This is a genomic window from Novosphingobium lentum NBRC 107847 (genome assembly GCF_001590965.1).
Taxonomy (GTDB): Bacteria; Pseudomonadota; Alphaproteobacteria; order Sphingomonadales; family Sphingomonadaceae; genus Novosphingobium; species Novosphingobium lentum.
In genome coordinates this window covers 165,507-192,035 of the sequence record NZ_BCTW01000009.1, presented here as the reverse complement: position 1 = coordinate 192,035, position 26,529 = coordinate 165,507, and the positions used below count along the sequence as shown (strand labels likewise).

The window sequence follows — 26,529 nt, the reverse complement described above, 5'->3', positions numbered from 1 at the left end:
ACTCAATCGCGATGCGGCAGTCTGGCCGATGTGCTGGCTGCCTAATGGAATCCAGCTGTATAGTGGAGGTCAGGTCCTCGCTCGGAACTGCCTGCGCGCTTCGTCTGCGACAGGATGAAGTAGACTCGCGTTGTCGCTGCCACCGACAAGGCTGTATCCCATGCCGTTGTCCGCCCAGGCATAACCAAAGACGTCGCCTTCGCGATGCTCCGCCATTGATGCATTCTGGTCCTGCACCATCGGCCGCATCAGGATTGCAATCCTACCGCCCTTCGCATCGTCATACATCAGCAGGCCCGCCGGTCCGTTTCCTGTCGCGACAACCCGGCCGCCCATGAACTGATATCCGGCCGCGGCGAGATCCGGGACCGCAATCTGGCGCGACAAGCGATTTTCGACCCAGCGGACCAGGGCGGCGCTGTCCGCCGCGGCGATCTCTACAGGGCGACCGCGATCCGATCCAAAAACGGCGTAGGCGTATGAGGCCTCCTGAGCCAACGCATTGATGCCGACGCCGTGTTCGGTTCCGACGCCCCGCAGCATCCAGCCGCTTGCGCCCCCGACAAGAAGGAGAAGGCAGGCCGCTGCCGCGGCTCGCCAGCCGCCCCAGTCGCGGCGGCGTCGCGAAGCGACCAGGTGCGTGAGATTGAGTTGTGGGGGCACAGGTTCGGCTGCGATCGGCCCCAACGCCGAGCGGAGCGCTTCTCTCTGAACTCCGAACACCGCATATCGGGCGGCTACATCCGGATTGCGCTCCAGATAGGCTTCCACCTCAAGGCGCCGGGCCGAGGGCAGCGCATTGTCGATATATGCGTTGAGATCGTCTTCGGAGATCGGACGGCTCATTTGACCCTCCTGAGCGTGGCTCCCGTCGTCGCTGATCGACCCGGGCCTTCTTCAATGATTTCGGCGAGTCGGTGGCGCGCCCGCGAGAGGCGCGACATCACGGTGCCCAAGGGGACGCCGAGAACGGCTGCGGCCTCCGCATATGAAAGATCTTCAACAGAAACTAGGAGGAGCACACTGCGCTGATCATCCGGAAGCTTCGTGAGGGCGGCGAGAACCGCGCGATGGTGGAGGTGATCTTCCTGCGCTGGAGCGGTCGCGAACAGGGCCTCGCTCACATCCTCGACCGGTATATGCGGACCGCGACGCGTCTTCTGCTTCAGCCGATTGAGTGCGAGATTGTGCAGGATCGTGAAGACCCATGTACGGGCGTCGCCGTCGGCGCGGCGCTGATGCCAACGACTGATCACGCGCTCGAGGCAATCCTGCACCAGGTCGTCAGCGCCCGCCTGGTCGCGCAGCAGGCTGCGGGCGTAACGCCGCAGCGACGGTATCAGCGGCTCAACCAGGGCCATCATGTCCTGCATGGCTATCTCCGATCACCGATTCAGGAGGCTCGCGACTGGACCTGGACCGGACCGCCATGCTCTGAAACCGTGCCAGGGACAATGACCAGATAGCGAGCCTGCCCGCCTGTTCGGTCCCGGACCACCTGTCGGATAGGCCCCACCGCGTTCACAACCGCCGAGCCCGCCGGAGTCGTCATGAAGCTGGCGAGCGGCTCAATCGGCCCTGAACCATCGGCCCGTTCTGCCAGCCCGAGGATATAGGGCTTGCGTGGCTCCAAGCCAGCCACTGCGGCTTGAAGGACCTGGGTCAGACCCTGATCGAACAGGGAAACGCTCGTTCGACCGCGCAAAGCCGTAGAGGCGCTAACCGGACCGAGCGTGAGATGGGTCGCTTGCGCCGCGACACCGAGCGGCTGAAGCCCGGTCGTTCCATCGCCCTGGGGCACTGCGTTGGCGACATAGACCACGGCTTGAGGGGCCTGGCCGACCGGAATCTCCGCGACGATCCGGTTGGTCGCCGTGTCGATCGCGGCGACCGCATCGCCGTTCTCGATGCCAACATAGATGCGGCTTCCGTCGCCGGAGGGCCAAAGGCCGTGCGGAAGCTGTCCAACCGGGATTGCTGCAACCTCCTCGAAATTGTCGGTGCGGAAGACTTTGACCGTGTTGAGGCCCCCGACCGTGACATAGGCAAAGTCGCCCGTCATCGTGTGCGCGAAATTGACATGGTTGGTGAGCGGCCCGGTGTCGATCGTGCGAATGACGTTGAATGGTGGCTTGGCGTCGAAGACCATGACACGGCCAATATCCTTCAGCGTCAGCCAGACCTGCCGGCCATCGGGGCTCGCAGCGATGTTCGGGCAGAACGGCGAGTCCTGTTTGATCCGCCCGACGATCTGATGATCGGCCAGTCGGATGGCGACGGTCTCCGCCGTGAACGACGAGCAGACATATCCATACTCCCCGCTCGGCGAGAAAATCTGCATGCCCGGGCCGGCGGGAACGCGAATGCGGGTTTTCTCCGCATAGGTCGCCGCGTCGATTACTGAAATATAGTCCTCACCCCGTACCGTAACCCAGAGTTCGCGCCCGTCCGGGGTGAAAAAGGCTTCGTGCGGCGAGCGGCCGATATAGGTCGTGGCCTTCACCGCGTTCGTGGCGGTGTCGATGAAGGTGACGGAATTGGAGCCGATCGACACGACGGCGAGCGTCTTCCCATCGGGCGCGAAGCCGAGACCATGCACGAGAACCTGCCCCCGATAGAGTGGGCTTAGGTTGGCGGGCTGCGGATCGCCGAGCCGGATGACGCCGAGCAAGCGATTGTCGGCAGGACTGATCACCGAGACGGTATTGGAGAACTGGTCAGCGGCATAAATCCGGTCGGTGCGACTGATCGGGATGTCGGCGCTTGACGCTGCGCGTGGAGCTTGACCAGCCAGTGCTGGCGCCAGCGACAAGAGCGAGCAGCCGGCGAGTACGAGGGCGAGCAAACGATGGTTCATGATCAACGATCCTGTTCTGTTTTCACGTCAGCGAGCGCTGCAGCTGCCGGAGGATCGATCGCGAGACGCATCACTCGGATTTCATCTTCCTGGGTTACAATGATCTCCTGCGCTAACCGCCGCACCGCCACGTTCCGGCTTGATCGCAGCACGGCCCGGGACATATCGATTGCGCCCTGATGATGCGGGATCATCATCGCGATGAAGTCCTGATCGACGTTGCCAGTGGGGGCCACATGCATCGCCGCCATCATCCGCTCCATCGCCGCGTCGTTCTCGGCGACGAATGTGTTGGCTTCCTCCGAAAGCGCCGACGCGGCCTCTGCGGGGCGCTGGTGATGAGCGTGCTGCGCGGCCGCCGAAAGCGGGAATGCCATTACGATCGCCAAGGCGGCAATCGCTCGTGTTCGTATGTTCATGGCTTTTCTCGCTCCATTTACCGGGTTGGAGCGGAAGACAACGCCGCGGCGGATTTATTCCAACGGACCGAAAAATTTCTTGCCCCTTAAAAATCCACGACAAGAATTCTGGCGGCGCGGGAATAATTGCGCTTCCCGATTGTCTCTCGGCGGTCACAACCTCACCACGGAGACAACCATGCTCACTAAAACCGTACTCGCCGCGATGCTCGCAATCGCCATGTCCGGCCCGGCCTTCGCTGCCGACCCCGCCAAAACCGGCCAAAGCGCCAAGGGCCCCACGCTCACGGACGACCGGGGCATGACGCTCTACACGTTCGACAAGGATGCCAACGGAAAGTCCGCCTGCAATGGCCCTTGCGCGGCCAACTGGCCTCCTCTGTCCGCGGCCGGCGATGCGCAGGCAAGTGGCGGCTACACAGTCATCGCCCGCGATGATGGGTCGCGTCAGTGGGCCTACCGCGGTCGGCCGCTCTATACCTGGGTAAAGGACGCCAAGCCGGGCGACATCACCGGCGACGGCTTTCTGAATGGCGCATGGCACGTCGCCATGCCGTGAGGCTTTCGCGGCCTGTCAGCGGCTCCTGTCCACTGGCAGGCCGACCCAGCCGACGCGAGTCTTGGCGCGTAGGTCACGCCAGATCGCTAAGCTCAGCTTGCCGCCGCGCGGCGTTGCAGGGGTAATTCCGAACCGGTTTGCTTAAGCACGGCCCCTTGTCCTGCAAACAGCGGTGTAACCCCGGGAATTCCCTGCGCATGTCTGCGCAGCAGCGTCTCTATATCCTTGCTGCCTACCGCGCGAGAAAAGGCAAAGCCCTGCCCAAGCTGGCAGCCCATCGCCCAAAGCTGGCTAGCCTGCACTTCCGTCTCGATGCCCTCGGCGACCACGCGAATGTCCAGGCGGCGCGCGATCTCGATGAGGCCCTCAACGATCACCATGCTGGCGTCATCTGGCCATAGCCGGGCAACGAACGCCTGGTCGATCTTGATGATGTCGACCGGCACGTTCAGCAAATGTGTGAGCGATGCGTAGCCGGTTCCGAAATCGTCGAGCGCGACGAGCACGCCAGCCGCGCGCAGAGACTCGATCTCCTTCGCGACAACACGGTCACGTCGCCCGAAATACACGTCTTCGCTCACCTCAAGGATGATGTGGTTCAGCGAGACACCGGCGCGCCCGAACGCGGCCTGAAGCTTTCTCGCCACGCTGCCCGTGTAGAAATCGGCCATCGAAACATTGATACCGACATGCTGGACCGGAATTCCACCATCCAGCCAACGGCGGATATCTCCGGCTACGGCGGCCAGCATCCGTTCTGTCAGTTCTGCGGCGACATGGGCGTCTGTCGTCGCCTCATAGAAGTCGCTAGCGGTGATCAGTTCACCTTCGACCGTGCGCATTCTGCAAAGCGCCTCGAGACCGATGATCTCGCCGGTGTCCAAGCGCACCACGGGCTGGTAGTGCGCCTCGATACGATCGTCCTTTAGCGCCTCGGCAACATCTCGAATGGCATCCCGCCTCCGCGTGATGCGACTACCGATGCCCGGCCAATAGCGCACGAAGCCGCCGCGTCCGGTCTCCTTGGCGTGGTAAAGCGCAAAATCGGCGGCTTCGCTCACGGCCATTGCCGTCGCTTCAGCCTTCGCGAGCACAGCTCCCCCGATCGTCGCGCGCGGCACCACCATGTGGCCAGCGCACGGCGCCGGCAACTCGAGCGCCGCGAAAATGCGTGCTGCGGCCGCGTCGAGATCGCTAAGCACGTCCGGCGCCTGCATGACGACGGCGAATTCATCGCCGCCAAGCCGGAACGTGATGTCCGGCGCCATTACGCGCGCGATGCGGCTCGCTGCGGTCCGGATCAGCGCATCGCCAGCGAGGTGGCCGAACGTGTCGTTCACGACCTTCAGATTGTCCAGATCGAGGATGAACAGCCCCCACGAACCGACATCGTCGCAGGGAATGTTCGCCATCGCCGCCTCGAAGGCCGACCGGTTTGGCAGGCCAGTCAAGGCGTCGATATTCGCCCGCCGCTCCCGGGCCGCAATCCGTTCGTTGCGACGAAGTGCGATTGTGCAGGGGTCCACGCAGGCCTCGGCCAACGCCCGTTCCGTGCTGTCGGGCACGTGCGCGTCGCGGTGATAGAGCCCCAGAACCGCGACCGCATTGCCTTCGTCATTCACGATCGGCATGGACCAACAGGCTGTCACGCCGAGACCATCGAGACGCGATGCAAACTTCGCACAGCGCGGGTCGATGGCCATGTCCTCGATCACCACGGTCTGCCGAAGATACGCAGCAGTTCCACAGGCGCCGACTTCGGGGCCGATGACCATGCCGTCGAGCGCGGCGGAATAGTCGTCTGGAAGACTGGGAGCCGCCAAGGGATGAAGCAGGCCTGCTCGGTCGACGGTTAAGATCGAACAGACGGTGCCCGGAAGTTGAGTTTCGACGAGTTCACAGATCCGCCGCGCCGTATCCGTCAGCGGTTCGCCGTTTGCGATCATCCGGAGTATTTCATTCTGGATGCGCAGCAAAGAAGATCCGCCTGACAACATACTTGACGAGAGGTGCGACTATAATAGCCGTGCCCGGTAAATGGCGGCGTAATTGATATACTAAAATTCGAGTTAAACTTCGCTTTGATGAGGGGAAAGCCTTCCCCTGCGGCCGAGCCTAGCGTCTCGTCCGACCCCTTCTGCGGGGAGACCCCGCAACGCCCCCCGAGAGTGAGAGTGCGGAGGGATTTTCCGTGACGGGTTGAGGGCTGGAGAAGAGGTCTCCGGCGCCCGTCATGGAGATTTGTCCCATGACCCAGGTTTCAGTTCTCGACGCGCGCCGCGACACCAGCGGCGGCTACAAGGTTGATGTCGGCCGCGGCGAGCGGATCGGCCGCGTTTCGTCCGAATGGTTTTCGCGCCCGGCCGACGAGCGCTACCTTTCTCTATCCGAGTTGGCTCGGGCTGTTCGCGACCGTGCCGACCACAGCCGGACGCGCGTGGTGGAAAGCGCGCTCATCCATGTGGAGGCGAACCGCAGCGACCCGGAGCGGTTGGCGCTCATCCTGCCAGGCACGGATACGCCCATCGCCCCAACCCATTGGAGCTTCGGCCAACTGGCCAGCCTGGTCGGCGCGCCGGCCGCCTATCTACGCCAACTCCCTGCACCGCTCGCCGCGATCAACCTGCAATATGGCCTGACGTCCAATCGGGCCGAGCAGATTAAGACCCTGGAAACCGATAACGGCCGCATCGAACTGCGCGCCGTCACCGGCCCGGACTACGGCCGTATCTACGACTACGAACTGGTCGAGGCCGTGCAGCGCATCGCCGGCAACGGCACCGGTGACACGCGCTGGAAAGTGCCCGGCGTGCTGGACTGGTCGACCGGCATTTACAATCCGCGCGTCGACATCACCAAGGATACGACGACGCTTTATGCCTCGGACCGCGATGTCTTCCTGTTTCTGGTCGATGATCTGAACCCGATCGAGGCCGGCCGTCTGCCGGATGGCTCGCCCGACCTCTACTTCCGGGGCTTCTACTGCTGGAACTCGGAGGTCGGCGCCAAGACGCTCGGCATGGCGAGCTTCTATCTGCGCGCGGTTTGCCAGAACCGGAATCTCTGGGGCGTGGAGGATTTCGAGGAGATCACCATCCGCCACTCCAAATATGCCGCCAACCGCTTTGCCCATGAGGCCGCACCGGCACTGGCGAACTTCGCCAATTCCTCAGCCCTGCCTTTCGTCAACGGCATCAAGATGGCCCGCGAGCGGATCGTGGCGCGCACCGATGAGGATCGTACCGACTTCCTGCGCCGCCGCGGCTTCTCGAAGGCCGAGACCGGCAAGATCATCGACACGGTGCTCGCCGAGGAAGGTCGCCCGCCCGAGAGTATCTTCGATTTCGTGCAGGGCATCACCGCCGTCGCGCGCGACAAGCCGCACCAGGACGCTCGCCTCGACATGGAGGGCAAGGCGAAGAAGCTGCTCGATCGAGCCGCCTGACCTCAGCAAAGCCGGAAATGCGGTTTTCCGTGTTTCCGGCTTTGCGCTTCCGCGTGTCCCAATTCCGTTGCCTGGCGCTGCCCCCTTTAGAGGAAGAGGGCGGCGCTTCGCTTCGTGACGGGTTTAGGGCTGAGAGAGAGTCTCTCGGCGCCCGTCGCGGAGACTACCCCGATGGCTACTGCCGTTCAGAAGATCACCCTGTCGTCCTCGCGCGACATCCCTTTCAACAAGCTGGTCCTGTCCCAGTCCAACGTCCGGCGTGTAAAGGCCGGCGTCTCGATCGATGACCTCGCGGCCTCGATCGCGCGTCGCGGCCTGATCCAGAGCCTCAGCGTCCAGCCCGTCGTTGATGCCGAAGGCGTGGAGACCGGCATGTTCGAGGTTCCGGCCGGTGGCCGGCGCTTCCGTGCCCTCGAACTACTGGTCAAGCAGAAGCGCCTCGCCAAAATCGCGCCGGTGCCCTGTGTCGTTCGAGACCGCGACAGCGATATCCTCGCCGAGGAAGTCTCGCTCGCGGAGAATATCGAGCGCGCTCCGCTTCATCCGCTCGATCAATTCCGCGCCTTCCAGGACATGCGCGCCAACGGCATGACCGAGGAGGAAATCGCTGCGGCGTTCTTCGTGCCGGTCAATGTCGTGAAACAGCGGCTGCGGCTCGCCTCGGTCTCTCAGGCGCTGCTCGACGTTTATGCCGAGGATGGCATGACGCTGGAGCAGCTCATGGCGTTCACGGTCTCCGACGACCATGTGCGCCACCAGCAGGTCTGGAACGCGATCAAGGACGCCTGGTCCAAGGAGCCCTATCAGATCCGGCGTATGCTGACCGAGACGACGGTGCGCGCTTCCGACAAGCGTGCCGTCTTCGTCGGCATCGAGGCCTATGAGGCGGCGGGCGGCATCGTCATGCGCGACCTGTTCCAGTCCGACGATGGCGGCTGGCTGCAGGACGTAGGCCTTCTCGACCGCCTCGTTGGCGACAAGCTGAAGGCCGAAGCCGAGACGATCGCGGCCGAAGGCTGGAAGTGGATCGAGGTGGCCGTCAGCTTCCCGTATGATGCCGCACGCGGCCTGCAGGAGATCACCGGCACGCCGCTGGATATCACGGCGGACGAGCAGGCGACCATCGACGCGCTGAACGCCGAGATGGCGAAGCTGGAAGCCGAGTATCAGGACGCCGACGAACTGCCGGACGAGGTGGATCAGCGTCTGGGCGAAATCGAGACCGCGCTCGCGAATTTCGAGGATCGCCCGGTTCACTACGAGTCGGCCGATATCGCCATCGCCGGCGTGTTCGTTAGCATCGACGCCAACGGCTCGCTCACGGTCGATCGCGGATTTGTCCGTCCTGAAGACGTTCCGGCCATCCCGGTCAACGGCGACGGTGACAGCGGGCGGGAGGTCGATAGCGTATCGGGCCAACCCGCCGGCCCGACCGTGCAGCGTGCGGTCATCACCATCGGCGGCCAGCCCTCCGAGCCGGAAGATGACGACGAAGACGACGCCATCAAGCCGCTGCCCGAACGCCTCGTTATCGAGCTGACCGCCTACCGCACGCTCGCGCTGCGCGACGCCGTCGCGAACAACCCGCACGTCGCCATGACGGCGCTGCTCCACAAGCTCGTCTCGGACCGGTTCATGACCCGCATGTATAACGGCGCCATGGAAGCGGGGGTGAAGCACATCTACTTCCCCGCACAGGACGAGAGTCTGGCGGACAGCCCGTCCGCGCGGGCGGTGCAAGAGCGGCACGACGCCTGGGCCGCTGACATCCCGAAAGACGACGACGCGCTCTGGGATTGGCTGGCAGGCCTCGACGACGCCAGCCGATTGGCGCTGTTGGCGCACTGCGTCAGCTACGGCGTCAACGCTCTCTACGAGCGGCCGAATCCGCACAGCTCCAGCGGCGTTTCGCAGCATACGCTCGACATGCGGCTGGCCCAGGCCGACCGCCTGACCCGCGCGACCGGGCTCGACATGGTGGAGGCCGGCTGGCGTCCGACCTTCGGCAACTACCTCAATCGCGTGACCAAGCCGCGCATCCTCGAAGCGGTTCGCGAGGCGAAGGGCGAACAGGCCGCGCAGCTCATCGACCATCTGAAGAAGGGCGACATGGCCAAGGAGGCCGAACGGCTGCTGGCCGACAGCGGCTGGCTGCCCGAACCGCTGCGTCTTGCTGATGTTGTCGATCAGCCTGAGGGCGGTGACGCCGGTGACGCCGAGGCGCTGCCGGACTTCCTCGCAGGTGACGATGACGACGTGGTCGAGGCCGACGAGGACGCGTCCGACCTGATCGCCGCCGAATAGGCCCTTTGGCGGGGAGCAGACCGATTGCTCCCCGCCACCTTTCTCAAGGAATCGTCACATGGATAGCTCCGGCATCGATGCGCCACGCCGTGTCGTCTTCCAATATCTCGTCCCCGTTCACGTCGAGGTCGAAGATGGCCTCGTCTGCCGCGTGACAGTGATCGACGAAACGCGCGTGCGTGACCCCGCCGTCGTCGAGGGCGATAGCGCCTATCTCGACGAGGCGGTGCGCGCGTCCGACGACGGCCAGGCATGGCCGTCCTGGCAGTTCGGCTACTGAGCCCACCAACCCATTCATCCACCTCGAGCCCGGCCTAGCGCCGGGCTCTTTTCGTTTCAGGAGACCGCCATGGCGGACTATTGCACACGCTTTTCATGCCTGCTGGATGTGGGCACAGTCGAGAACGCCGCGCGCGCGCTCGACATCTACAACAACCTGATGGCGCAGAACGCCACAGAATACCCTCCGGCCGAGCCGTTCCTGCTCTCGATCGAGCCTGAACATGGCGCCACGCACCTCTGGATGCGCGATCCCGGCACCGCCGACCCCCAGCTCCTCATCACCTTCGTGACCCGGTGCGCCGAGACCTTCGGCCTCGCTGGATGCTGGGGATTCCAATGGGCGGGCGTCGCCTCCGAGCGGCGCATCGACGGCTTCTCGGGAGGCGCCCATGTCCTCGACCTGACGACGGGGCAGACCGTCGAATGGATGAGCAGCGGCCGTTGGCTCGCCGACCGACTCGCTGCGGGAGGCGCGTAATGAGCATCCCCGACCATGCGCGCGACAATTTTCAGACGCTGCTGCGCGCCGCAGCCAATGGCAACCTGGCGCTTATGGAGTGCGCGGACTCCGCGACCGGAGAGGCCCGATACGTCATCTGCGCGGTCGGCCGCGATGATGGTGACTACGTGTTCATGCCATTCGGCCATCTCGCCGACGGCGATCCCTACGAGGCGTACACGCCTCCGAACGGCGGTGACGGCATCGCGGATTGATATCCGCTACCAGACCGCGACTTCCCACTGGTCTTTGACGCGCGCGAAGCCGATCGGCCGGTTCTGCGGTGTGGCGTTAGCCCGCGTCGTGTCCATCGTGAGCTGCGTCATGCACGTCACGCCAGGACCGACGCCACCCGGAGAGCAATCGCCAAGCTTCAGCGTCGCATTGGCGAGCGACGTTCCCGTGAAGAGCCGGTGGCGGCGGACCGCGGCGATCGCTTCTTCCTCACTTGGCTGTGCGACGCCGGCGACGGCCGCAGCCGACGATCCGCCCGGCGAGATCATCGGTCGCGCCACGAAACCCGCACCGAAGCCCAGCACCAGGCACACCGCCGCCACCATGCCGATCGCGCTTCCCTTCATATCCGTCTCTCCCTGACCTCGCTCGGTGAAGCGCGCGCGTCCTCGATCGGCGAGGCCGCCGCCCGCCATCTGTTGGATGAGAGAGTGTAGCGTCGCGCGGACGCCATCGGAAGATGAAGCGGTCAAAAGTTCATCACGCGCGCCAGAGCGAGAGCAGGCCGCGACGGGTTCGAGCCGGTGCGGTCGAGAGAGAGCGCCCGCCGGCTCCTCCGTTCCCCGCTCTCCCGAGGTGCCTCCCATGTTCGAAACGTCAACCCACGCTGAAGACCCGCTCGACCGCTCCGCGCTTCTTGTGCCGGATGCCCGCCGAATGGATTTCCTTCCGACCCTCTTCGGCCGTCAGCATCTCCTGATCGGAGAGATGACGGTCTATCACCACATGGAGCGCCTCAGTCCGCGCGATTATCGAGGCGGTCTCTGGGACTTCTATGAGCGCGATGGAAAGCCGCTCTACCTCGCGCCAGCCTCGAAGCCCCGACTTCAGATCGTCTGCGACACGAATGGCTATGAAGGTGAGGTATCCGCCGGGGCGGCAGGGATTATCGCGACGCTCTTCGCCTTTTCCCATCTCTCCTTCCAATACCCCGTCAATCTGATGTCAGAGGGATACAGCCGCCTTTACGACTATGCGGCGGACCACACCGAATCCGCCGAGATCTTCCAGGCGATCGATTGAGCGCTGGAACCCACTGAGCGCCTGGCCTCCCGGTCAGGCGCTTTTTTCGTGCCTGCGGTAGAGAGGAAAAGGTCCGCCGGGACGGGTTCGAGCCGGTGCGGTCGAGAGAGAGCGCCTGTCGGCTCCTCCGTTTCCCGCTCTCCCGAGGTGCCCTTCATGACCATTGCTTCCGCATCCGCGGCCGTTCCGGCTGCGCCGTCTCCGCTTGCCGCGAGCCCGGTGCCGGCCGCCATCCTCGCCGCCGCCCACCGCCTTCTCCCCCATCTCGAACACGGCCAGCCCGTCGATGCCGCAACCTTGCGCCGTGCTATGGAGGCAGCATTCGGCGCTTCCGACACGTCGGGTGCCTGGGACTGGAAGACGGCCTACGAGGCCTGCGAAGCGGCGACGGTGCTGTTTCTGCGCAAATACGGAAAGGCGGTTTTCCGCAAGTCCGGGTCTCCGGCCGCCAGTCTGCCCATGCTGACCAAGATCGCCGGCCTGATGCCGACGCATACACGCCGCTCGGAGGAGACGCAGGCCTTCCAGCAGTTCTCGACGCCGGTGCCGCTCGGCCTCGCTGCGCTCGCTGCCGCCGCCATCACACCTGTCGACCGTGTGCTGGAGCCCTCGGCCGGAACCGGGCTGCTCGCCATCCTGGCTGAAGCCGCCGGTGCTACGCTGATGCTCAACGAGCTGACTGACACCCGCGCAGCGCTTCTGTCCTCCCTCTTTCCGGCCATCCCCGTCACGCGGTTCGACGCCGCCCAGATCGATGATCATCTCGATCCGACCGCCGTGCCGAGCGTCGTGTTGATGAACCCGCCCTTCTCGGTGATGGCGAATGTCTCCGGCCGCATGGCCGACGCCGCCTATCGCCATGTCGCCTCGGCGCTGGCGCGTCTGGCCGATGGCGGACGGCTCGTGACGATTACGGGCGCGAACTTCGCACCGGAGCTACCGGCTTGGCGCGATGCTTTTACGCGGCTGCAGGAGCTCGGACGTGTCGTGTTCACGGCGGCGATCGACGGTGCGGTCTATGCCAAGCATGGCACGACCATCGAGACCCGACTGACAGTCATCGACAAGGTGCCCGCCGAAGACCCCACTGCGTTTCCGCCGTCGGCCGGCATTGCACCCGATGTCGCGACACTGCTCCGTTGGATCGAAGCCCAGGTCCCGCCGCGCCTGCCAGTCACACTGCCGCAGACGGTATCTGCGGCTTCGGCGCCTCGGACCGTGCACGGCTATCTCGCTCGCGCCGCGTCGTCGCCGGCCCGCACCATCGCCGAACCCGAAGGCATCGAACTCGCCTATGAGACCGTCGACTGGACCCCGCCCGAAGGCGGCCGGCTGACCGATGCCATTTATGAGGAATACGGGCTTCAGGCGATCCGTATTCCCGGCGCTCAGGCGCACCCGACCAAGCTGGTCCAGTCGGCAGCCATGGCCTCGGTCGCACCGCCGAAGCCGAGCTATCGGCCGACGCTCCCCGCCAGCATCGTCATCGACGGCATCCTGTCGGACGCCCAGCTCGAAACCGTGATCTATGCCGGCGAGGCCCATGGCGAATTCCTCGCCGGGGCCTGGACCGTGGACGAGACCTTCGATCTCGTCTCGGCAGCGCCCGACGATGCCCAGAACGCCGTCCGCTTTCGCCGTGGCTTCATGCTCGGCGACGGCACCGGCGCCGGCAAAGGCCGCCAGTCGGCCGGCATCATCCTCGACAACTGGATGCGCGGACGTCGCAAGGCGGTCTGGATCTCCAAATCCGACAAGCTGCTCGAGGATGCGCAGCGCGATTGGTCGGCGCTCGGTATGGAACGCTTGCTGGTGACGCCACTGTCGCGCTTCCCGCAGGGCAAGCCGATCACGCTAGGCCAAGGCGTCCTATTCACCACCTATGCCACGCTACGGTCCGACGACCGTGGGGAGAAGCTTTCGCGCGTCAAGCAAATCGTCGAATGGTTGGGGGCCGATTTCGATGGAGTGATCATTTTCGACGAGAGCCACGCCATGCAGAACGCCGCCGGCGGCAGGGGCGAACGCGGCGATGTCGCCGCCTCGCAACAGGGCCGTGCAGGCTTGCGGCTCCAGCACGCTCTGCCGAATGCGCGTATCGTCTACGTTTCGGCAACTGGGGCCACCACGGTCCACAATCTCGCTTATGCGCAGCGGCTCGGCCTTTGGGGCGGCGAGGATTTCCCCTTCGCCACACGGGCTGAGTTCGTTGAGGCAATCGAGGACGGCGGCGTCGCGGCGATGGAGGTGCTGGCCCGCGATCTCCGCTCGCTCGGCCTCTACACCTCTCGCTCGCTCTCCTATGACGGCGTCGAATATGAATTGGTGGAGCACCAACTCACCCCCGAGCAGACACGCATCTACGACGCCTATGCCGGGGCGTTCGCGATCATCCACAATCATCTCGACGCCGCCATGCAGGCCGCCAACATCACCGGCGATAGCGGCACGCTGAATCGGCAGGCCAAATCCGCCGCTCGCTCGGCCTTCGAGAGCGCCAAGCAGCGCTTTTTCGGCCACCTCCTCACCAGCATGAAGACGCCGACCCTGATCCGTTCGATCGATCAGGACCTGGCCGATGGCCACGCCGCCGTCATCCAGATCGTCTCGACCGGCGAGGCGCTGATGCAACGCCGCCTGGCCGAGATCTCGACAGAGGAATGGAATGACGTCCGCGTCGACATCACGCCGAGGGAATATGTTCTCGACTACCTCGCCCATTCCTTCCCGGTGCAGCTCTATGAGCCGTTCACCGACAGCGAGGGCAATTTGTCGTCGCGCCCGGTCTATCGCGATGGACAGCCCGTCGAGAGCCGCGAGGCCGTCGCACGCCGTGATGGCCTGATCGAGACGCTCGCCAGTCTGCCGCCAGTGCCCGGCGCACTCGACCAGATAGTCCAGCGCTTCGGCACCGACATCGTCGCGGAAGTCACCGGCCGGTCCCGCCGGATTGTCAGGAAGGGCGAGCGCCTCGCCGTCGAGAACCGCGCCGCCTCCGCCAACCTGGCGGAAACCTCCGCCTTCATGGACGATCAGAAGCGCATCCTCGTCTTCTCGGATGCTGGCGGCACGGGCCGCAGCTATCACGCCGACCTGTCGGCACGGAACCAGCGGCTGCGCGTCCATTATCTGCTCGAACCCGGCTGGAAGGCCGACGCCGCGATCCAGGGGCTCGGCCGCACCAACCGCACCAACCAGGCGCAACCGCCATTGTTCAGGCCGATCGCCACCAATGTGAAGGCTGAGAAGCGCTTCCTCTCGACGATCGCCCGCCGCCTCGACACGCTGGGCGCGATCACGCGCGGCCAGCGCCAGACCGGCGGCCAAGGCCTGTTCCGGCCCGAGGACAATCTGGAATCGCATTATGCGCGCGATGCGCTGCGTCAGCTTTACCTGCTGCTGGTCCGCGGCAAGGTCGGGGGGTGCTCGCTGCAGATGTTCGAGGACGCCACCGGCCTCAAGTTGATGGACGACAACGGCATCAAGGACGAGCTGCCTCCGATCACCACCTTCCTCAACCGGCTGCTGGCGCTGACCATCGGATTGCAGGGCATCCTGTTCACGGCGTTCGAGCAGCTCCTCAACGCCAAGATCGAGGGCGCGATCGCCAGCGGCGTCTATGACCTTGGGCTGGAGACGCTCCAGGCCGAGAGCTTCACCGTCGCCGACCGTCGCACCATCCACGTCCATCCGGGCACCGGCGCCGAGACGCAGTTGCTCACGATCACCCGGCGCGAACGCAACCGCCCGACCTTGCTTGACGGGGCGTTCGATCTTCTCGCCGATCCACGCGCAAAGCTGCTGGTCAACGGCCGCTCCGGCCGCGCAGCCGTACAGGTTCCGGCATCGTCCATCATGCTCGACGATGGCGAGATCGAACGGCGCGTGGCGCTGATCCGTCCGATGGAGCAGCATCACGCCACCCTCCGCTCGATGGACGAAAGCCATTGGGAGGAAGCGGATCGGAACAGCTTCGCAGAGGCTTGGACCGATGAGATCGCCGAGGTGTCGGAGTTTGCCGACAGCACCGTCCACATCGTCGCCGGTCTGTTGCTGCCGATCTGGAAGCGGCTGCCGAACGAGTCGACGCGGGTCTATCGGCTTCAGACCGATGCGGGCGAGCGCATCATCGGCCGCCGTGTCTCCCCCGCCTGGGTCGCGGGCGCGCTGGCGACGGGGGCGAGCACGCTGACGCCGGACAACGCCTTCACGGCGTTGATCGATGGCCGCACAATCCTCGACATCGCCGAGGGCATGCAGCTCCGCCGCGTCCGCGTCATGGGCGCCAACCGCATCGAACTGTGCGGCTTCACGGACGCGATGCGCGATCGCCTACGCGCCTATGGCCTGTTCAGCGAGATCATCTCGTGGAAGCTGCGCTTCTTCGTGCCGACCGATGCTTCCGGCCCTTCGATCCTCGCCAAGGTGCTGGAGCGCTATCCCGTCGAGCGCATCGGCGAACGGGAGGCAGCGTGATGGCCCGTCATGATGCTTCCGAACTGGCGCAGCGGCTCGGCCGACAGGCCGAGGCTGTCTGCCGTCATTACCTCGCCTCCGGTCACCGCGAGGGTCGCTATTGGCTGGTTGGCGACGTCCGCAACACGCCCGGTCGTTCGATGTTCGTGCGGCTGAAAGGCGGCGACACAGGCAAGGGTGCGGCCGGCAAATGGACTGACGCCGCGACCGGTGAGCATGGCGATTTGCTGGACGTCATCCGCGAGAGCTGCGGCCTGATCGACTTCAAGGACGTCGCCGATGAGGCGCGCATCTTCCTGTCGCTGCCACATCCCGAACCGGATAGTCCGCATGCTGCCGAGCGCAAATCACCGGCGCCAACCGGATCGCCGGAAGCGGCGCGGCGGCTCGTTGGTATGTCGCAGCCGATTTCGGGCACTGTCGTGGAAGCGTATCTACGGGAACGTGCGATTACGGCTTTGCACGGAACCGGATCACTGCGTTTCCACCCCCGTTGCTATTATCGGCCCGACGAGCATTCCCCGACCGAGACCTGGCCGGCGATGATCGCCTCCGTCACCGATCTGGCTGGCCGGATCACCGGCGCACACCGCACCTGGCTCGCTCCCGACGGCTCGGACAAGGCGCCGATCGACACACCAAGACGGGCGATGGGTGACCTGCTCGGGCACGCGGTCCGCTTTGGTCTACCGGGCGACGTGATGGCGGCGGGCGAAGGCATCGAGACGGTGCTGTCGCTGCGATGCGTGTTGCCCGACATGGCCATGGCGGCGGCGCTCTCGGCAGCACATCTCTCCGCCGTCGCATTCCCCGAAACGCTGCGCCGGCTCTACATCGCGCGCGACAACGATCCGGCCGGAGACGGTGCGATGGCGACGCTGATCGAACGAGCGAACGCGGCCGGGATCGAGGCGATCACCGTGTCTCCTGTTCTGGGCGACTTTAACGAGGATCTCCGCAGCCTGGGAATGGAAAGCCTGCGGGCAGCGGCGCGGGTGCAGCTCGCACCGCAGGACGTCGCGCGCTTCATGGCACTGGCGGCATAGCCGGCAGGGAAGGCTGGTGACGGCAACGCCGTCGCTTGGCACTCGCCCGCATGCTCCCAGGTGTCGGGGAGAGCCGCAACCCGGCCTTCGAGAGGGCGATCGGCCAGCAAACGACCCGGACCAGCAACGCCTGCGCCCGGCTATTTTCCGGCGGCCATTCGGCCTTTCCATCGCGAAAGCAAAATAGCCGTCCTTCGCCGTCCTCCGCTGCGCTCCAGCCCTCTCGCTTCGCTCCGGGTGCAGGTCCGGTCCGCCTGCCGGCTTTCGTCGCCAGAAGGCCGCGAGGGTCGCGGTCACACCGACGAAGGAGCATCCCGATGAGCGAGCACGACGATAGCTACGAGCCGCATCACGAGTCATCGCCTACCGACCACGTCCTCCACGAACTTCAGCTTTATGGCTACCGTCCCTTTGCGGACGAACCCGACGGAAGGCCGCTGCCTGAAGGCAATCACGTCGCCGGCGCCATCGCCGATATCTTCGACGCCCTGATCGTCACCCTGGAAGACACCCGCCTCGAGCCCGACCTCGACGATCTCCTCTGGTCGACCGTCAATGTCTTCCACCGCGCCACCGACCGGATCGAGCGCGAGCTGGACGATAACGAGCAGGCACAGCGCCGCGGGCAACGCGAACAGGATGGCTCCGAGGTAAAGGCCGTCGAGCTGGAACGCCTGACGGCCGAAGGGCAGACGATGATCGAGCGTCGCAACGCCTTCGAGCTGATGCGCGACCAGGCCGCCGAGCATTACGAACGGCACACCCGCTCACCCTGGCGTCCCCGCAGCGGATCGATGGTCAACCATCGCAACCTGACCTCGGCAATGATCGACAGCCGCGACTTCCTCGCCGCGAAGAAGCGCGCCGACAACGAGGTGCTGCTGCCGGCCGGTCCGAAGATCGCCATCACCGGCGGGCTCGACTTCAACGATCACACGCTGATCTGGGCCAAGCTCGATCAGGTTCACGCCAAGCATCCCGACATGGTGCTGATCCACGGCAAATCACCAAAGGGCGCCGAAAAGATCGCCTCCCGTTGGGCCGACCATCGCAAGGTGCCGCAGGTCGGATTTGCTCCAGACTGGACCAAACATGCCAAGGCCGCGCCATTCAAGCGCAACGATCAGATGCTCGACGTCCTGCCGATCGGGGTCATGCACTTCCCGGGCACCGGCATTCAAGACAACCTCGCCGACAAGGCGAAAAAACTCGGCATCCCGGTCTGGAAATTCGGCACGGGTGGCGCGTGAGCGCCACCCACTACGATCACAGCATCTCGGGCCGGAACTGGGAGCGCCGGCTGATGATCTTGCCGGACACCATGAACACGCCATCGCCGGTATAATGCAGCGTCTCGGGATGCTTCGGCGACGTCGCGACGTGCGCCTTCACCACCTCGAAAATGAAGAAATTGTACTTCTCGACCAGCGCATCGTCGTGCAGCCGGCATTCAAAGCTCGCATGGCACTCGCCGATCAGCGGCGCACCGACCTCGTCGGCTTTTTCTGCCGTCAGCCCGAAATGGGCGAACTTGTCGATCTCGCGCCCGGACGTGTTGCCGATCCCGACCACTGTGTCGGTCAGCGCCGTCGTCGGCAGGTTTATGACGCACTCGCGGCTGTTGCGGATCATCTCGGAGCTATGATTGCCGCCAGAGATCATCAGGCCAATGAGGGACGGCGAGAATTCCAGGACCGTCTGCCAGCCGAGCGTCATGATGTTGGTCTTGCCCTCCCACTTCGAGGACAGCAGCACGATTGGGCCTGGCTCCAGATAGCGGCGCACCTGACCGACGGGGAAATCGCTCTTCTTCGGAATCTTCGTCATGCAGCGACCTCGCAGGCAGTTACTTGTGCCGGATCATAGCGCCTGATGTCGGCGGCATCACGACCGGTTGGGTGCGAGGCGGACCCGGCAGATGCATCGAAGTCCAGTCTTGTGGTGGCTCCTCTCACCGACGGAAAACCACCCCCGCATCCATTCGCTGATCCTTGGTCCAGCCGAAGGCCTGACGCCATCAACCCGTAAAGGGTCGGCTATGCGAGCATGCCGCCGCTTTGCTTCGCCGACGCGGTGATTGCGGCCCTCGGCCGGACACATCGGGCGCCTGTCACGCGGGGGATGGTCCCCCGCCTCCAAGACAGGAGCCGGTACGATGTCCCTCAACGACGCACACGCCTACGCCTTCAGCCTCGCCACCACCCTCATGGTCGCGATCATCATCTTCAAGGCAGGCGACGGCACCCATTCCGTCACGCCCATCACCGAGTTCGACGGCGACGCCGAGGTCGTAGCGGAGATCGATCCCTTCGCCCCCTAACCGGGGGCGATTGCCAGTCGAGGATGCGGAAATCGAGCCGATTTCCGCTCCCGTTGACGGTCATCTTCCGCTATACTTCAGACCGCGCCGTGGTGGTGGTGGAGGCGCGACCGTCAGACCTTTATCTCACGGAGACCACCGCTATGATCTTCATTGGTATCCTCGCCAGCATCGCCGCGATCGGCGGCCTGTGCTGGCTGTTGTTCACACTGGCTGTCTTCGCGCTGCCGTTCTTCGCGGGCGTCAGCGCCGGGACCTGGGCCTATCAGACCGGTTCCGGCTGGATCGGCGCGATCGTCGTCGGCCTCGTAGCCGCCGCACTTACACTCGGCCTCGGGCAGTTTCTGCTCGCCTTCATCCGTCCGCTCTGGATACGTCTGGCAATCGCTCTTGCGTTCGTCGCACCGGCAGCGCTCGCAGGTTATCACGCGACGCATGGCATCGTGAAACACACCATGCCCTCCGACACCTGGCAGTTCATCTTCTCCGTCATTGGCGCGATTGCCGTCGGCATCACCGCGCTGATCAGGGTGACAGCAATGGCCGCGCCCGGACCAACCAGACAGAACGTCGCGCGCGCCTGACATCGTTGCCCGCGACGGCGGGACAGTAGCCGATATCTTGCGCATCGCGCTTTTCGACGCCCGGGTTCGTCTAAGACCGCGGTGGTAGGATCGACGGCTAGCCCAGACGGGCGCGCCATCCCCTCGGTGACGGTGCCGGTGGCACTGCCGTGACAGCGCGCAGACGGTGCGAGTGCCGGGAGGGGCGCTCTCGTGCGCGACGGTCGGGAACCGGCAGGACATTGGGTCTAACGGAGCCGGGAGACATCGCGATTTCTCGATGTGGCCACGGTCATATCGGTCGAGGATGGTCGCCACGTTCTCCTGTGATGCGTCTCTGTCACGTCGACCGCTCCAAAACGGCCTCTTCAATGGGCTGATCTGGCCGAAGGTCGGCTGCGCCTCGATCGCCTATGCCGCAACAGCGGCGTCGAAACTTTCTTCCCCTGCCGGCTGCGCCGTCATTCCTCGCGAGACAAGAAAGCCCCTCCTTTGCTGTCAGGCCCCTGCGGGGTGCGCCGTCAATCGCCTCCGGCCTGTCGATCGCCATCGAGGCCGCAATGGTGCGGGCTCGGAACAGAGTTCAAGGAGAACTACCATGGCGACCATCGGCACCTTCAAAAAGATCGGCAACAACGAGTTCACCGGCGAAATCGTCACCCTCAGCCTCCAGACCAAGAACGTCCGCGTCGTCCCCGATGCCCGCGCCACCGGCGAGAACGCCCCCAGCCACCGCATCTTCGTCGGCCGTGCCGAGATCGGCGCCGCCTGGTCCAAGACCTCCAACGAGGGCCGTGCCTATCTGGGCCTGAAGCTCGACGACCCCAGCTTCAACGCCCCGATCTATGCCAACCTCTTCGACGACGAGGAAGGCGAAGGCTTCAGCCTCATCTGGTCCCGCCCCAACGGCCGCCGCAACGGCGAGTGAAGGCGAGCGACGCCCTGCCCGGATCGTCCGGGCGGGGCCGATCGCTTTATGGGCGACCGAATCAGTTGGCGTTCCAATGGTTAACGAGCCATCCCGTAAAGGCAGTATCGGGTAGCGCCGCCGCTCAAGAGCGACTATTATAGTCGTAGTTCTGGTGTGCGCGTATGTCCGAGTGGGAGGTGATCATGCATGATCACCGCCCGACAATCGCGGGCCGCACGCGCGTTGCTTGGATGGAATCAGGAGACGCTCGCTGACAAGGCCCAGGTATCACTGACCGCGCTGAAACGCCTCGAATCCGTAAGCGGCCACGAGGTGTATGAGACCACGCGCGATCAGGTTCGGCGGGCGCTTGAAGGCCACGGCATCCTCCTCCTGACCACCGACCAAGGCGAAGGAGTGATGGTGGTTCGTGCGAAAATCGACAAGCGATAGCATCTCCCTTGCCAACCGCATGCCCGCGGTGCGCCGTTGCCATCGCCGCGCCGATTTTGCTGCGATGCAACCGACACATGGTTAACAAATGCCACCGGAATGGATAAGAATGACTGCAGGGGACCGGTGTGACCAAGACAGATTTCCTAGACCAACCGCCTGATAGTGCCGTGCTCACCCCCTATGATCGCGAGCACCTGAAGACCTATCTGCGATTGCTGGATGCCGAGGCCGACGGGGCGTGCTGGGAAGAAGCGGTCACCGTTATATTCGGCCTCGACCCTGACAAGGATGCCCAGCGAGCTGCGCGCGTCTACACCAGCCACATGGCCCGCGCGAAATGGATGACCGAGAACGGCTTTCGCCATCTGGTCCGGTCTAGTTACCACTGATCAACCGGTGATGCAGAACCTGCATCACGTTGCGCCGCCTTCGAACTTCCCAAACCAAAGACAACTTGGAATCGTGTTCTCCGTGTTGCTCGCCCCAGAGAGGCGCGACGGGAGAGGAAAACCATGCCTGAGGAAGGAAGTTGGAGAACTGGCTCGGTCTATGACTATATCGATGGTCTAACTGCACCAGATATCGCGTGGGAGTTTCTACGGAGAAACCGCGACTACCGGCGCGAATACGCGGAATTACAGCAGGCCGGCCATCTCGCTCCAGACAAAGCAAGGGCTCTGTCTGAGCACTGGGGGTTGTCTTTTCGCAACAGACCCGGCCCTCAATGCCTTGACTGCGGCTATCTCCTGGACCCTTACCGCCGATCCGTTCAAACTTCTCCTCGCTCCGTCACCAGCACCGCCCGCTGGCAGAGGGGTAACTAGCGAAACAATTTCCTCTGCTCTCCTTGCTGCCGATGGGACTCGTCGTCGCGCCGCCGGTGGCGAGATGTTCGACATCGCTTTCCATGGCGAAGCCGGCGACGCACCGCTCGCCGTCCTCGTCATAATCGACGACATCACGCCGGATCGGCTCCAGGCGATCGGCCGTTTCTGGTCGACGATGTGGCGGCGAAAGATTCCGCCCGACGATCGCTTGACCACCCCGCGACGCCAGCGAATGCGAACCATGCTCCGAGCGGTTGACGCGCATTATGAGGGTGAGACCTATCGCGCGATCGGCGAAACCCTTTTCCTCGGACACCAGATCGACGCGCAATCCTGGGTCGGAAACTCTGTCCGTGAAACCACGATCCGCCTCGTGCGCGACGGCGTGAAACTCGTTGACGGCGGTTACCGCTCCCTCCTGCGCCGACCCCGTCGATCATAGCCCGCCGTCCATCGGCTGGGACGTGTCGAAACTGGATTCCTATCTTCGACATCGTCCGGCCCACCGTCTTCACGCCACCGTGCTCTCGAACCGCCGCCTGACGGCAGCGGCCCCCGATGAGACCACGGAGGCTCGACAATGGCCGAAACAACCGCCGGCATCCCGCCACGCTACCTGCGCACGCAGGAAGCCGCTCGCTTTCTCGGACTGTCCGAGCGCACGCTTGAGAAGCACCGCACCTACGGCACCGGTCCGGCCTACCGGAAGCTCGGCGGTCGAGTCGTTTACGCCATCGAAGATTTGCAGACCTGGGCCGATCGTGGCCTTGTCAGCTCGACGTCGGACCCGCGCGGCACGGTGCTTCCCGCGAAGAGGCAGGAGCCCACGGACCGGCGTTTCGCCGGCCGCCAGCCGCGCTGAGACGTCCGGCTATGTCGTCCCGCCAGCATCACCCCGACGAACGTGCGCAGCTCGATCTGTTCCGGGCGCTGCCCGGCGATCTCGCGCCGCGCGACGCGCAGGACCTCATGGCCTATCCGTTCTTCTCGCTCGCCAAATCGAAGCGCCTGGCGCCGATCGACTTCAAGGCTGGCTCCGTTGTCATCCGGGTCGAGGCCGTTGCCGAGCACGGCATAGCGACGATCTGGGATGCCGACGTCCTGATCTGGGCTGCTTCCCAAATCGTCGAAGCGCGTGACGTCGGGCTGCGCCCGTCGCGCCTCATGGCGACCACGCCCTATGAGATCCTGAACTTCATCGGACGCGGCGTCTCGCTGCGCGATTACGACCGGCTGAAGGCCGCGCTCGACCGGCTTCAATCCACCACCATCGCGACCTCGATCCGCCAGCCGACCGAGCGGCGGATGCACCGCTTCTCCTGGATCAACGAGTGGAAGGAGCGCGCCGATCACCGCGGCCGGCCGCTCGGGCTCGAACTGATCTTGCCCGACTGGTTCTACGGCGCGGTGCTCGACGATGCTTTGGTGCTGACCATCGACCGCAACTATTTCGGGCTGACCGGCGGCCTGGAGCGCTGGCTCTATCGCCTCGTGCGCAAGCATGGCGGCAAACAGGAGTTCGGCTGGAGCTTCGATTTCCCGCATCTCCACGCCAAGTCCGGCAGCCTCTCGCCGCTCAAGCACTTCGCCTACGACCTGCGCGACATCGTCCGCCGCCAGCCGCTGCCTGGCTACCGCCTGACCATCGAGCAATGCGTCGGCGGTCCCGAGATCCTGTCCTTCGTACCGACCGATCCCGACGCTCTCGGCATCCCGCGCCGCCGTCGCCGCTCGACAACTCGCCCTGGGGATAAGCTGTGAATCATCTCGTGCTATCAGGGACCGGCACTATCGTGCCATCGGGGACCGGACTCTCGTGCTATCGGGGACCGAAATCGCCGATTCATCGCGCTAAATCAGCGCCTTGCGAGCCCCGTAACTTATCTAACCTAGATTCCTACGGAATCTTTCTAACGGAAGTCCGTTTTTCGACGGCTGTGGACGAGTCCCCGATCGCCGGGGGCCCGTCATGATCGTCGCGCTCCTCAACCAGAAGGGCGGCGTCGGCAAGACGACGCTCGCCCTGCATCTCGCCGGCGAATGGGCGCGCAATGGCAAGCGCGTGACGCTGATCGACGCCGATCCACAAGGCTCGGCGCTGGACTGGTCGCAGCAGCGCAGCCGGGAGGGATTGGAACGGCTGTTCGGTGTCGTCGGCCTGGCGCGCGATACGCTCCACCGCGAAGCGCCGGAGCTGGCGCGCGACGTCGATCACGTCGTCATCGACGGACCGCCGCGTGTCGCCGGGCTAATGCGCTCGGCGCTACTGGCCGCCGACCTCGTACTGATCCCCGTCCAGCCATCGCCGCTCGACGGCTGGGCGTCGGCCGAGATGCTGACGCTGCTTAACGAAGCGCGGATCTACCACCCGGACCTGAAAGCCCGGTTCGTGCTGAACCGCTGCGCGGCGCGTACAGTGCTCGCCCGGGAGACCGCCGAGACGCTGGCCGATCATGACCCGCCGCCGCTCCTGACAACCATCGGCCAGCGCATCGCTTTTGCCGATGTCGTTCAGACCGGACGGCTCGCCGCCGAGCAGGACGATACCTCGCCTGCCGCGCGGGAGATCGCCGCACTCGCCGCCGAAGTCGCGAGGATCGGCGTATGAGCGAGCGGTCCCCGAAACACAGCTTCGCCGCTCGGCCGGCGGACCCGGAAAGCTGGATCAAGGCGCCAGACCGGCCATCGCCGCGCGCGGAGCCCGCGGCCGACTTCGCTGCCCGACTGACGATCGACGTCACCGCCGACATGCGCGGCCGGATCAAGATCGCAGCCTTCCAGCGCGGACAGACCGTCGCCGACATGCTGCGCGCCCTGTTCGAGCGCGAATTCCCACACAGCGAAGGAGATCCACGATGATCGGCGTCGCCGACGCATCGGTGCGCAGCGGCTTGCCGCGTGCGCTTGCCGCCGATGCCCTGACCCATGTCGAGCTGACGTGGATTGAGAAGAAGATCGAGTTCTGGATCAGGTTCGGTCGCGAGGCCGCCGAACAGATCCTCGACCGCCGCCGGCGCGTCGTGTCGTTCGCACCGAACAGCGTCTTCGCCTTCGTTCGCTGGACTTCCAACGATTACGGCACCGCGCTGTCGCGCCTCGACATCGTCCGCGCCGTGAATGCCGGTGAGCACTGTCAGACCCTGCCATTCGTGCGCCCCGGTGGCGACATCCTGCTGCGCGCCGATGGCTGGCCGAAGGTCGAGCGCGTGCTCCAGCTCATCGATGCGATCGAGGCGCGCGGCATCGATGCGATCGAGGTTTCACCGGATCACTGGCGTCATGTCCATAACCGGCTGACCGTCTGCGAAGCCCCGCGCGCCTACGATGCGCAGCAGCACCGCGCCTTCATTCTGCGCCGGGAGATTGGCGCATGACGCGGCTCGCCTATGCCTTGGTCACGACGGCCGCCGTGTCGCTGCTCGGCATCGCGTCGATCGCCTCGTTCGAGCCGAAGCTGATCTGGAATGCTTCGGCGAGCACGCCGATCGGCCTGTACGCGATCGGCGCACCTGGCCGGCTGGATGTTACCGATCTGGTCGCAGTCCGCGCGCCCGAGCCGCTCGCGACCTTCCTCTCGGACGGCGGATATCTGCCGCGCGGCGTGCCTCTCATGAAGCACGTCGCGGCGCTTCCCGGGCAGCGCGTGTGCAGAACAGGGCTCGCCATCACGGTCGATGCGGTGCCGATGGGCGATGCGCTGGACCACGACCGTCGCGGCCGAACATTGCCGATCTGGCAAGGCTGCCGCGTGGTCGCGGACGGTGAGCTGTTCCTGATGAACTGGGAAGTCCGCGACAGCCTCGACGGCCGCTACTTCGGTCCGCTCCCCGCCAGCTCGGTCATTGGCCGGGCCACCCCGCTCTACACCGACGAGGACGGCGATGGCCGCTTCGTCTGGCGCGCGCCGACGCGGTGACGGCACGCCCATGACCTTGTCCACCGCACAGCCACGGAGAAAATCATGTCCCTGATCGGTCAATTCACGCGCGACGATTCCGGCTTCATCGGCCATTTGCAAACGCTCTTGTTGCAGCAGGACATCATCATCATTCCGACCGAGGCCTCCGATGCCGAGAATGCGCCGGATTTCCGCGTTCATGTCTTCGACGGTATGAACAACGAACCCGGCGCCGAGATCGGCGCGGGTTGGAAGCGCACCGGCGAGAAGGCCGGCGACTACGTCTCGCTACAGATCGACGATCCAACCTTCGATCATCCGATCCGCGCCAACCTCTTCCAGTCGGCTGATGACAAATCCGCCTGGGGCCTGCACTGGAATCGCCCGCCGAAGCGTGGCGGGCGGGACTGA

31 protein-coding genes are annotated in these 26,529 nt (G+C 64.7%); 24 read left to right on the top strand and 7 right to left on the bottom strand.

Annotated features, from left to right (window positions below; all coding sequences use genetic code 11):
• Positions 1–69: 69 nt before the first annotated feature.
• From NL2_RS10190 to NL2_RS10175, 4 genes are read right to left on the bottom strand one after another with little or no spacing between them, the layout of a single operon-like run.
• Positions 70–846: an anti-sigma factor family protein gene (locus tag NL2_RS10190; RefSeq protein WP_068074346.1), complete on the bottom strand. Its 777-nt coding sequence runs from the start codon at positions 844–846 to the stop codon at positions 70–72.
• On the bottom strand, positions 843–1,373 hold the full coding sequence (locus tag NL2_RS10185) for an RNA polymerase sigma factor (protein ID WP_068074343.1): 531 nt from the start codon (positions 1,371–1,373) through the stop codon (positions 843–845). The genes NL2_RS10190 and NL2_RS10185 overlap by 4 nt, the downstream gene beginning before the upstream one ends.
• Before the next feature lie 20 nt (positions 1,374–1,393).
• On the bottom strand, positions 1,394–2,857 hold the full coding sequence (locus NL2_RS10180; RefSeq protein ID WP_068074340.1) for a YncE family protein: 1,464 nt from the start codon (positions 2,855–2,857) through the stop codon (positions 1,394–1,396).
• A 2-nt stretch (positions 2,858–2,859) separates the two neighbouring features.
• A complete protein-coding gene (locus NL2_RS10175) occupies positions 2,860–3,234 on the bottom strand; it encodes a DUF305 domain-containing protein (protein ID WP_068074338.1) in 375 nt (124 codons plus the stop codon).
• A 220-nt stretch (positions 3,235–3,454) separates the two neighbouring features.
• On the opposite strand from NL2_RS10175, the gene NL2_RS10170 reads away from it, so the two are divergent.
• Positions 3,455–3,835, top strand: coding sequence for a COG4315 family predicted lipoprotein (locus tag NL2_RS10170; protein WP_068074336.1), 381 nt, complete (start codon positions 3,455–3,457; stop codon positions 3,833–3,835).
• A gap of 92 nt (positions 3,836–3,927) precedes the next feature.
• On the opposite strand, the gene NL2_RS10165 is transcribed toward NL2_RS10170, so the two are convergent.
• Positions 3,928–5,811: a putative bifunctional diguanylate cyclase/phosphodiesterase gene (locus tag NL2_RS10165; protein WP_245647645.1), complete on the bottom strand. Its 1,884-nt coding sequence runs from the start codon at positions 5,809–5,811 to the stop codon at positions 3,928–3,930.
• Between the two features lie 272 nt (positions 5,812–6,083).
• Here NL2_RS10165 and NL2_RS10160 point away from each other — a divergent pair, with 272 nt between their 5' ends.
• The 5 genes from NL2_RS10160 to NL2_RS10140 all read left to right on the top strand — a co-directional run bounded on the left by NL2_RS10160 (position 6,084) and on the right by NL2_RS10140 (position 10,580).
• Positions 6,084–7,280, top strand: coding sequence for a hypothetical protein (locus NL2_RS10160; RefSeq protein WP_068074333.1), 1,197 nt, complete (start codon positions 6,084–6,086; stop codon positions 7,278–7,280).
• A gap of 171 nt (positions 7,281–7,451) precedes the next feature.
• Positions 7,452–9,584, top strand: coding sequence for a ParB/RepB/Spo0J family partition protein (locus NL2_RS10155; protein WP_068074330.1), 2,133 nt, complete (start codon positions 7,452–7,454; stop codon positions 9,582–9,584).
• A gap of 58 nt (positions 9,585–9,642) precedes the next feature.
• Positions 9,643–9,864, top strand: coding sequence for a hypothetical protein (locus tag NL2_RS10150; RefSeq protein WP_068074328.1), 222 nt, complete (start codon positions 9,643–9,645; stop codon positions 9,862–9,864).
• Between the two features lie 69 nt (positions 9,865–9,933).
• Entirely contained in the window at positions 9,934–10,344 is a 411-nt protein-coding gene (locus tag NL2_RS10145) for a hypothetical protein (RefSeq protein ID WP_068074326.1), read from the top strand.
• Positions 10,344–10,580 (top strand): DUF6117 family protein, encoded by a 237-nt coding sequence (locus NL2_RS10140; protein ID WP_068074323.1) that lies wholly within the window; start codon positions 10,344–10,346, stop codon positions 10,578–10,580. Before NL2_RS10145 ends, NL2_RS10140 begins: the two co-directional genes overlap by 1 nt.
• Before the next feature lie 6 nt (positions 10,581–10,586).
• On the opposite strand, the gene NL2_RS10135 is transcribed toward NL2_RS10140, so the two are convergent.
• Positions 10,587–10,946, bottom strand: a complete 360-nt coding sequence (locus tag NL2_RS10135) for a hypothetical protein (protein WP_218006107.1) — start codon at positions 10,944–10,946, stop codon at positions 10,587–10,589.
• Positions 10,947–11,184: 238 nt separating this feature from the next.
• Between NL2_RS10135 and NL2_RS10130 the strand changes: the two genes are divergently transcribed.
• The 4 genes from NL2_RS10130 to NL2_RS10115 all read left to right on the top strand — a co-directional run bounded on the left by NL2_RS10130 (position 11,185) and on the right by NL2_RS10115 (position 18,394).
• Entirely contained in the window at positions 11,185–11,622 is a 438-nt protein-coding gene (locus tag NL2_RS10130) for an antirestriction protein (RefSeq protein WP_068074321.1), read from the top strand.
• Between the two features lie 156 nt (positions 11,623–11,778).
• Entirely contained in the window at positions 11,779–16,098 is a 4,320-nt protein-coding gene (locus tag NL2_RS10125; protein ID WP_068074319.1) for a strawberry notch family protein, read from the top strand.
• A complete protein-coding gene (locus tag NL2_RS10120) occupies positions 16,098–17,144 on the top strand; it encodes a DUF7146 domain-containing protein (RefSeq protein ID WP_068074317.1) in 1,047 nt (348 codons plus the stop codon). The genes NL2_RS10125 and NL2_RS10120 overlap by 1 nt, the downstream gene beginning before the upstream one ends.
• Before the next feature lie 317 nt (positions 17,145–17,461).
• Complete coding sequence (locus tag NL2_RS10115) at positions 17,462–18,394, top strand: DUF2493 domain-containing protein (RefSeq protein ID WP_068074314.1); 933 nt, start codon at positions 17,462–17,464, stop codon at positions 18,392–18,394.
• A 16-nt stretch (positions 18,395–18,410) separates the two neighbouring features.
• Here NL2_RS10115 and NL2_RS10110 read toward each other — a convergent pair whose 3' ends face one another.
• Positions 18,411–18,971 carry a flavin reductase family protein gene (locus NL2_RS10110; RefSeq protein ID WP_068074312.1) on the bottom strand — a complete coding sequence of 187 codons (561 nt, stop codon included), beginning with the start codon at positions 18,969–18,971 and terminating at the stop codon, positions 18,411–18,413.
• A gap of 328 nt (positions 18,972–19,299) precedes the next feature.
• On the opposite strand from NL2_RS10110, the gene NL2_RS21430 reads away from it, so the two are divergent.
• From NL2_RS21430 to NL2_RS10050, 14 genes are all read left to right on the top strand, one after another.
• Positions 19,300–19,464, top strand: coding sequence for a hypothetical protein (locus NL2_RS21430; protein WP_169799504.1), 165 nt, complete (start codon positions 19,300–19,302; stop codon positions 19,462–19,464).
• Positions 19,465–19,517: 53 nt separating this feature from the next.
• Positions 19,518–20,048 (top strand): hypothetical protein, encoded by a 531-nt coding sequence (locus NL2_RS10105; protein WP_439646890.1) that lies wholly within the window; start codon positions 19,518–19,520, stop codon positions 20,046–20,048.
• A 577-nt stretch (positions 20,049–20,625) separates the two neighbouring features.
• Positions 20,626–20,955, top strand: a complete 330-nt coding sequence (locus NL2_RS10100; RefSeq protein WP_068074310.1) for a DUF736 domain-containing protein — start codon at positions 20,626–20,628, stop codon at positions 20,953–20,955.
• A 189-nt stretch (positions 20,956–21,144) separates the two neighbouring features.
• Positions 21,145–21,390 carry a helix-turn-helix domain-containing protein gene (locus tag NL2_RS10095; protein ID WP_068074309.1) on the top strand — a complete coding sequence of 82 codons (246 nt, stop codon included), beginning with the start codon at positions 21,145–21,147 and terminating at the stop codon, positions 21,388–21,390.
• Between the two features lie 128 nt (positions 21,391–21,518).
• The gene (locus tag NL2_RS10090; protein ID WP_068074308.1) at positions 21,519–21,782 is read left to right on the top strand and encodes a DNA -binding domain-containing protein; all 264 of its coding nucleotides are present in this window, start codon (positions 21,519–21,521) and stop codon (positions 21,780–21,782) included.
• Between the two features lie 123 nt (positions 21,783–21,905).
• On the top strand, positions 21,906–22,217 hold the full coding sequence (locus tag NL2_RS21775; protein WP_084356018.1) for a transcriptional regulator domain-containing protein: 312 nt from the start codon (positions 21,906–21,908) through the stop codon (positions 22,215–22,217).
• A gap of 64 nt (positions 22,218–22,281) precedes the next feature.
• A complete protein-coding gene (locus tag NL2_RS10085; protein ID WP_068074307.1) occupies positions 22,282–22,662 on the top strand; it encodes a DUF2285 domain-containing protein in 381 nt (126 codons plus the stop codon).
• 138 nt (positions 22,663–22,800) lie between these two features.
• On the top strand, positions 22,801–23,082 hold the full coding sequence (locus NL2_RS10080; RefSeq protein ID WP_008832698.1) for a helix-turn-helix transcriptional regulator: 282 nt from the start codon (positions 22,801–22,803) through the stop codon (positions 23,080–23,082).
• An 11-nt stretch (positions 23,083–23,093) separates the two neighbouring features.
• Entirely contained in the window at positions 23,094–23,981 is an 888-nt protein-coding gene (locus NL2_RS10075) for a replication initiator protein A (protein ID WP_068074306.1), read from the top strand.
• Between the two features lie 208 nt (positions 23,982–24,189).
• Positions 24,190–24,828, top strand: coding sequence for a ParA family partition ATPase (gene parA, locus NL2_RS10070; RefSeq protein WP_068074305.1), 639 nt, complete (start codon positions 24,190–24,192; stop codon positions 24,826–24,828).
• Complete coding sequence (locus NL2_RS10065) at positions 24,825–25,079, top strand: hypothetical protein (RefSeq protein WP_068074304.1); 255 nt, start codon at positions 24,825–24,827, stop codon at positions 25,077–25,079. Before parA ends, NL2_RS10065 begins: the two co-directional genes overlap by 4 nt.
• Positions 25,076–25,594: a DUF2840 domain-containing protein gene (locus tag NL2_RS10060; protein ID WP_068074302.1), complete on the top strand. Its 519-nt coding sequence runs from the start codon at positions 25,076–25,078 to the stop codon at positions 25,592–25,594. Before NL2_RS10065 ends, NL2_RS10060 begins: the two co-directional genes overlap by 4 nt.
• Positions 25,591–26,136 carry a S26 family signal peptidase gene (locus tag NL2_RS10055; RefSeq protein ID WP_068074300.1) on the top strand — a complete coding sequence of 182 codons (546 nt, stop codon included), beginning with the start codon at positions 25,591–25,593 and terminating at the stop codon, positions 26,134–26,136. Before NL2_RS10060 ends, NL2_RS10055 begins: the two co-directional genes overlap by 4 nt.
• A gap of 45 nt (positions 26,137–26,181) precedes the next feature.
• Positions 26,182–26,529, top strand: coding sequence for a DUF736 domain-containing protein (locus NL2_RS10050; protein ID WP_068074298.1), 348 nt, complete (start codon positions 26,182–26,184; stop codon positions 26,527–26,529).

What these genes read in the sequence shown, in the direction of transcription:
- NL2_RS10190 (WP_068074346.1), bottom strand. Translation starts at nt 846, where the DNA reads ATGAGCCGTCCGATCTCCGAAGACGATCTCAACGCATATATCGACAAT.
- NL2_RS10185 (WP_068074343.1), bottom strand. Translation starts at nt 1,373, where the DNA reads ATGCAGGACATGATGGCCCTGGTTGAGCCGCTGATACCGTCGCTGCGG.
- NL2_RS10180 (WP_068074340.1), bottom strand. Translation starts at nt 2,857, where the DNA reads ATGAACCATCGTTTGCTCGCCCTCGTACTCGCCGGCTGCTCGCTCTTG.
- NL2_RS10175 (WP_068074338.1), bottom strand. Translation starts at nt 3,234, where the DNA reads ATGGCATTCCCGCTTTCGGCGGCCGCGCAGCACGCTCATCACCAGCGC.
- NL2_RS10170 (WP_068074336.1), top strand. Translation starts at nt 3,455, where the DNA reads ATGCTCACTAAAACCGTACTCGCCGCGATGCTCGCAATCGCCATGTCC.
- NL2_RS10160 (WP_068074333.1), top strand. Translation starts at nt 6,084, where the DNA reads ATGACCCAGGTTTCAGTTCTCGACGCGCGCCGCGACACCAGCGGCGGC.
- NL2_RS10155 (WP_068074330.1), top strand. Translation starts at nt 7,452, where the DNA reads ATGGCTACTGCCGTTCAGAAGATCACCCTGTCGTCCTCGCGCGACATC.
- NL2_RS10150 (WP_068074328.1), top strand. Translation starts at nt 9,643, where the DNA reads ATGGATAGCTCCGGCATCGATGCGCCACGCCGTGTCGTCTTCCAATAT.
- NL2_RS10145 (WP_068074326.1), top strand. Translation starts at nt 9,934, where the DNA reads ATGGCGGACTATTGCACACGCTTTTCATGCCTGCTGGATGTGGGCACA.
- NL2_RS10140 (WP_068074323.1), top strand. Translation starts at nt 10,344, where the DNA reads ATGAGCATCCCCGACCATGCGCGCGACAATTTTCAGACGCTGCTGCGC.
- NL2_RS10135 (WP_218006107.1), bottom strand. Translation starts at nt 10,946, where the DNA reads ATGAAGGGAAGCGCGATCGGCATGGTGGCGGCGGTGTGCCTGGTGCTG.
- NL2_RS10130 (WP_068074321.1), top strand. Translation starts at nt 11,185, where the DNA reads ATGTTCGAAACGTCAACCCACGCTGAAGACCCGCTCGACCGCTCCGCG.
- NL2_RS10125 (WP_068074319.1), top strand. Translation starts at nt 11,779, where the DNA reads ATGACCATTGCTTCCGCATCCGCGGCCGTTCCGGCTGCGCCGTCTCCG.
- NL2_RS10120 (WP_068074317.1), top strand. Translation starts at nt 16,098, where the DNA reads ATGGCCCGTCATGATGCTTCCGAACTGGCGCAGCGGCTCGGCCGACAG.
- NL2_RS10115 (WP_068074314.1), top strand. Translation starts at nt 17,462, where the DNA reads ATGAGCGAGCACGACGATAGCTACGAGCCGCATCACGAGTCATCGCCT.
- NL2_RS10110 (WP_068074312.1), bottom strand. Translation starts at nt 18,971, where the DNA reads ATGACGAAGATTCCGAAGAAGAGCGATTTCCCCGTCGGTCAGGTGCGC.
- NL2_RS21430 (WP_169799504.1), top strand. Translation starts at nt 19,300, where the DNA reads ATGTCCCTCAACGACGCACACGCCTACGCCTTCAGCCTCGCCACCACC.
- NL2_RS10100 (WP_068074310.1), top strand. Translation starts at nt 20,626, where the DNA reads ATGGCGACCATCGGCACCTTCAAAAAGATCGGCAACAACGAGTTCACC.
- NL2_RS10095 (WP_068074309.1), top strand. Translation starts at nt 21,145, where the DNA reads ATGATCACCGCCCGACAATCGCGGGCCGCACGCGCGTTGCTTGGATGG.
- NL2_RS21775 (WP_084356018.1), top strand. Translation starts at nt 21,906, where the DNA reads ATGCCTGAGGAAGGAAGTTGGAGAACTGGCTCGGTCTATGACTATATC.
- NL2_RS10085 (WP_068074307.1), top strand. Translation starts at nt 22,282, where the DNA reads ATGTTCGACATCGCTTTCCATGGCGAAGCCGGCGACGCACCGCTCGCC.
- NL2_RS10080 (WP_008832698.1), top strand. Translation starts at nt 22,801, where the DNA reads ATGGCCGAAACAACCGCCGGCATCCCGCCACGCTACCTGCGCACGCAG.
- NL2_RS10075 (WP_068074306.1), top strand. Translation starts at nt 23,094, where the DNA reads ATGTCGTCCCGCCAGCATCACCCCGACGAACGTGCGCAGCTCGATCTG.
- parA (WP_068074305.1), top strand. Translation starts at nt 24,190, where the DNA reads ATGATCGTCGCGCTCCTCAACCAGAAGGGCGGCGTCGGCAAGACGACG.
- NL2_RS10065 (WP_068074304.1), top strand. Translation starts at nt 24,825, where the DNA reads ATGAGCGAGCGGTCCCCGAAACACAGCTTCGCCGCTCGGCCGGCGGAC.
- NL2_RS10060 (WP_068074302.1), top strand. Translation starts at nt 25,076, where the DNA reads ATGATCGGCGTCGCCGACGCATCGGTGCGCAGCGGCTTGCCGCGTGCG.
- NL2_RS10055 (WP_068074300.1), top strand. Translation starts at nt 25,591, where the DNA reads ATGACGCGGCTCGCCTATGCCTTGGTCACGACGGCCGCCGTGTCGCTG.
- NL2_RS10050 (WP_068074298.1), top strand. Translation starts at nt 26,182, where the DNA reads ATGTCCCTGATCGGTCAATTCACGCGCGACGATTCCGGCTTCATCGGC.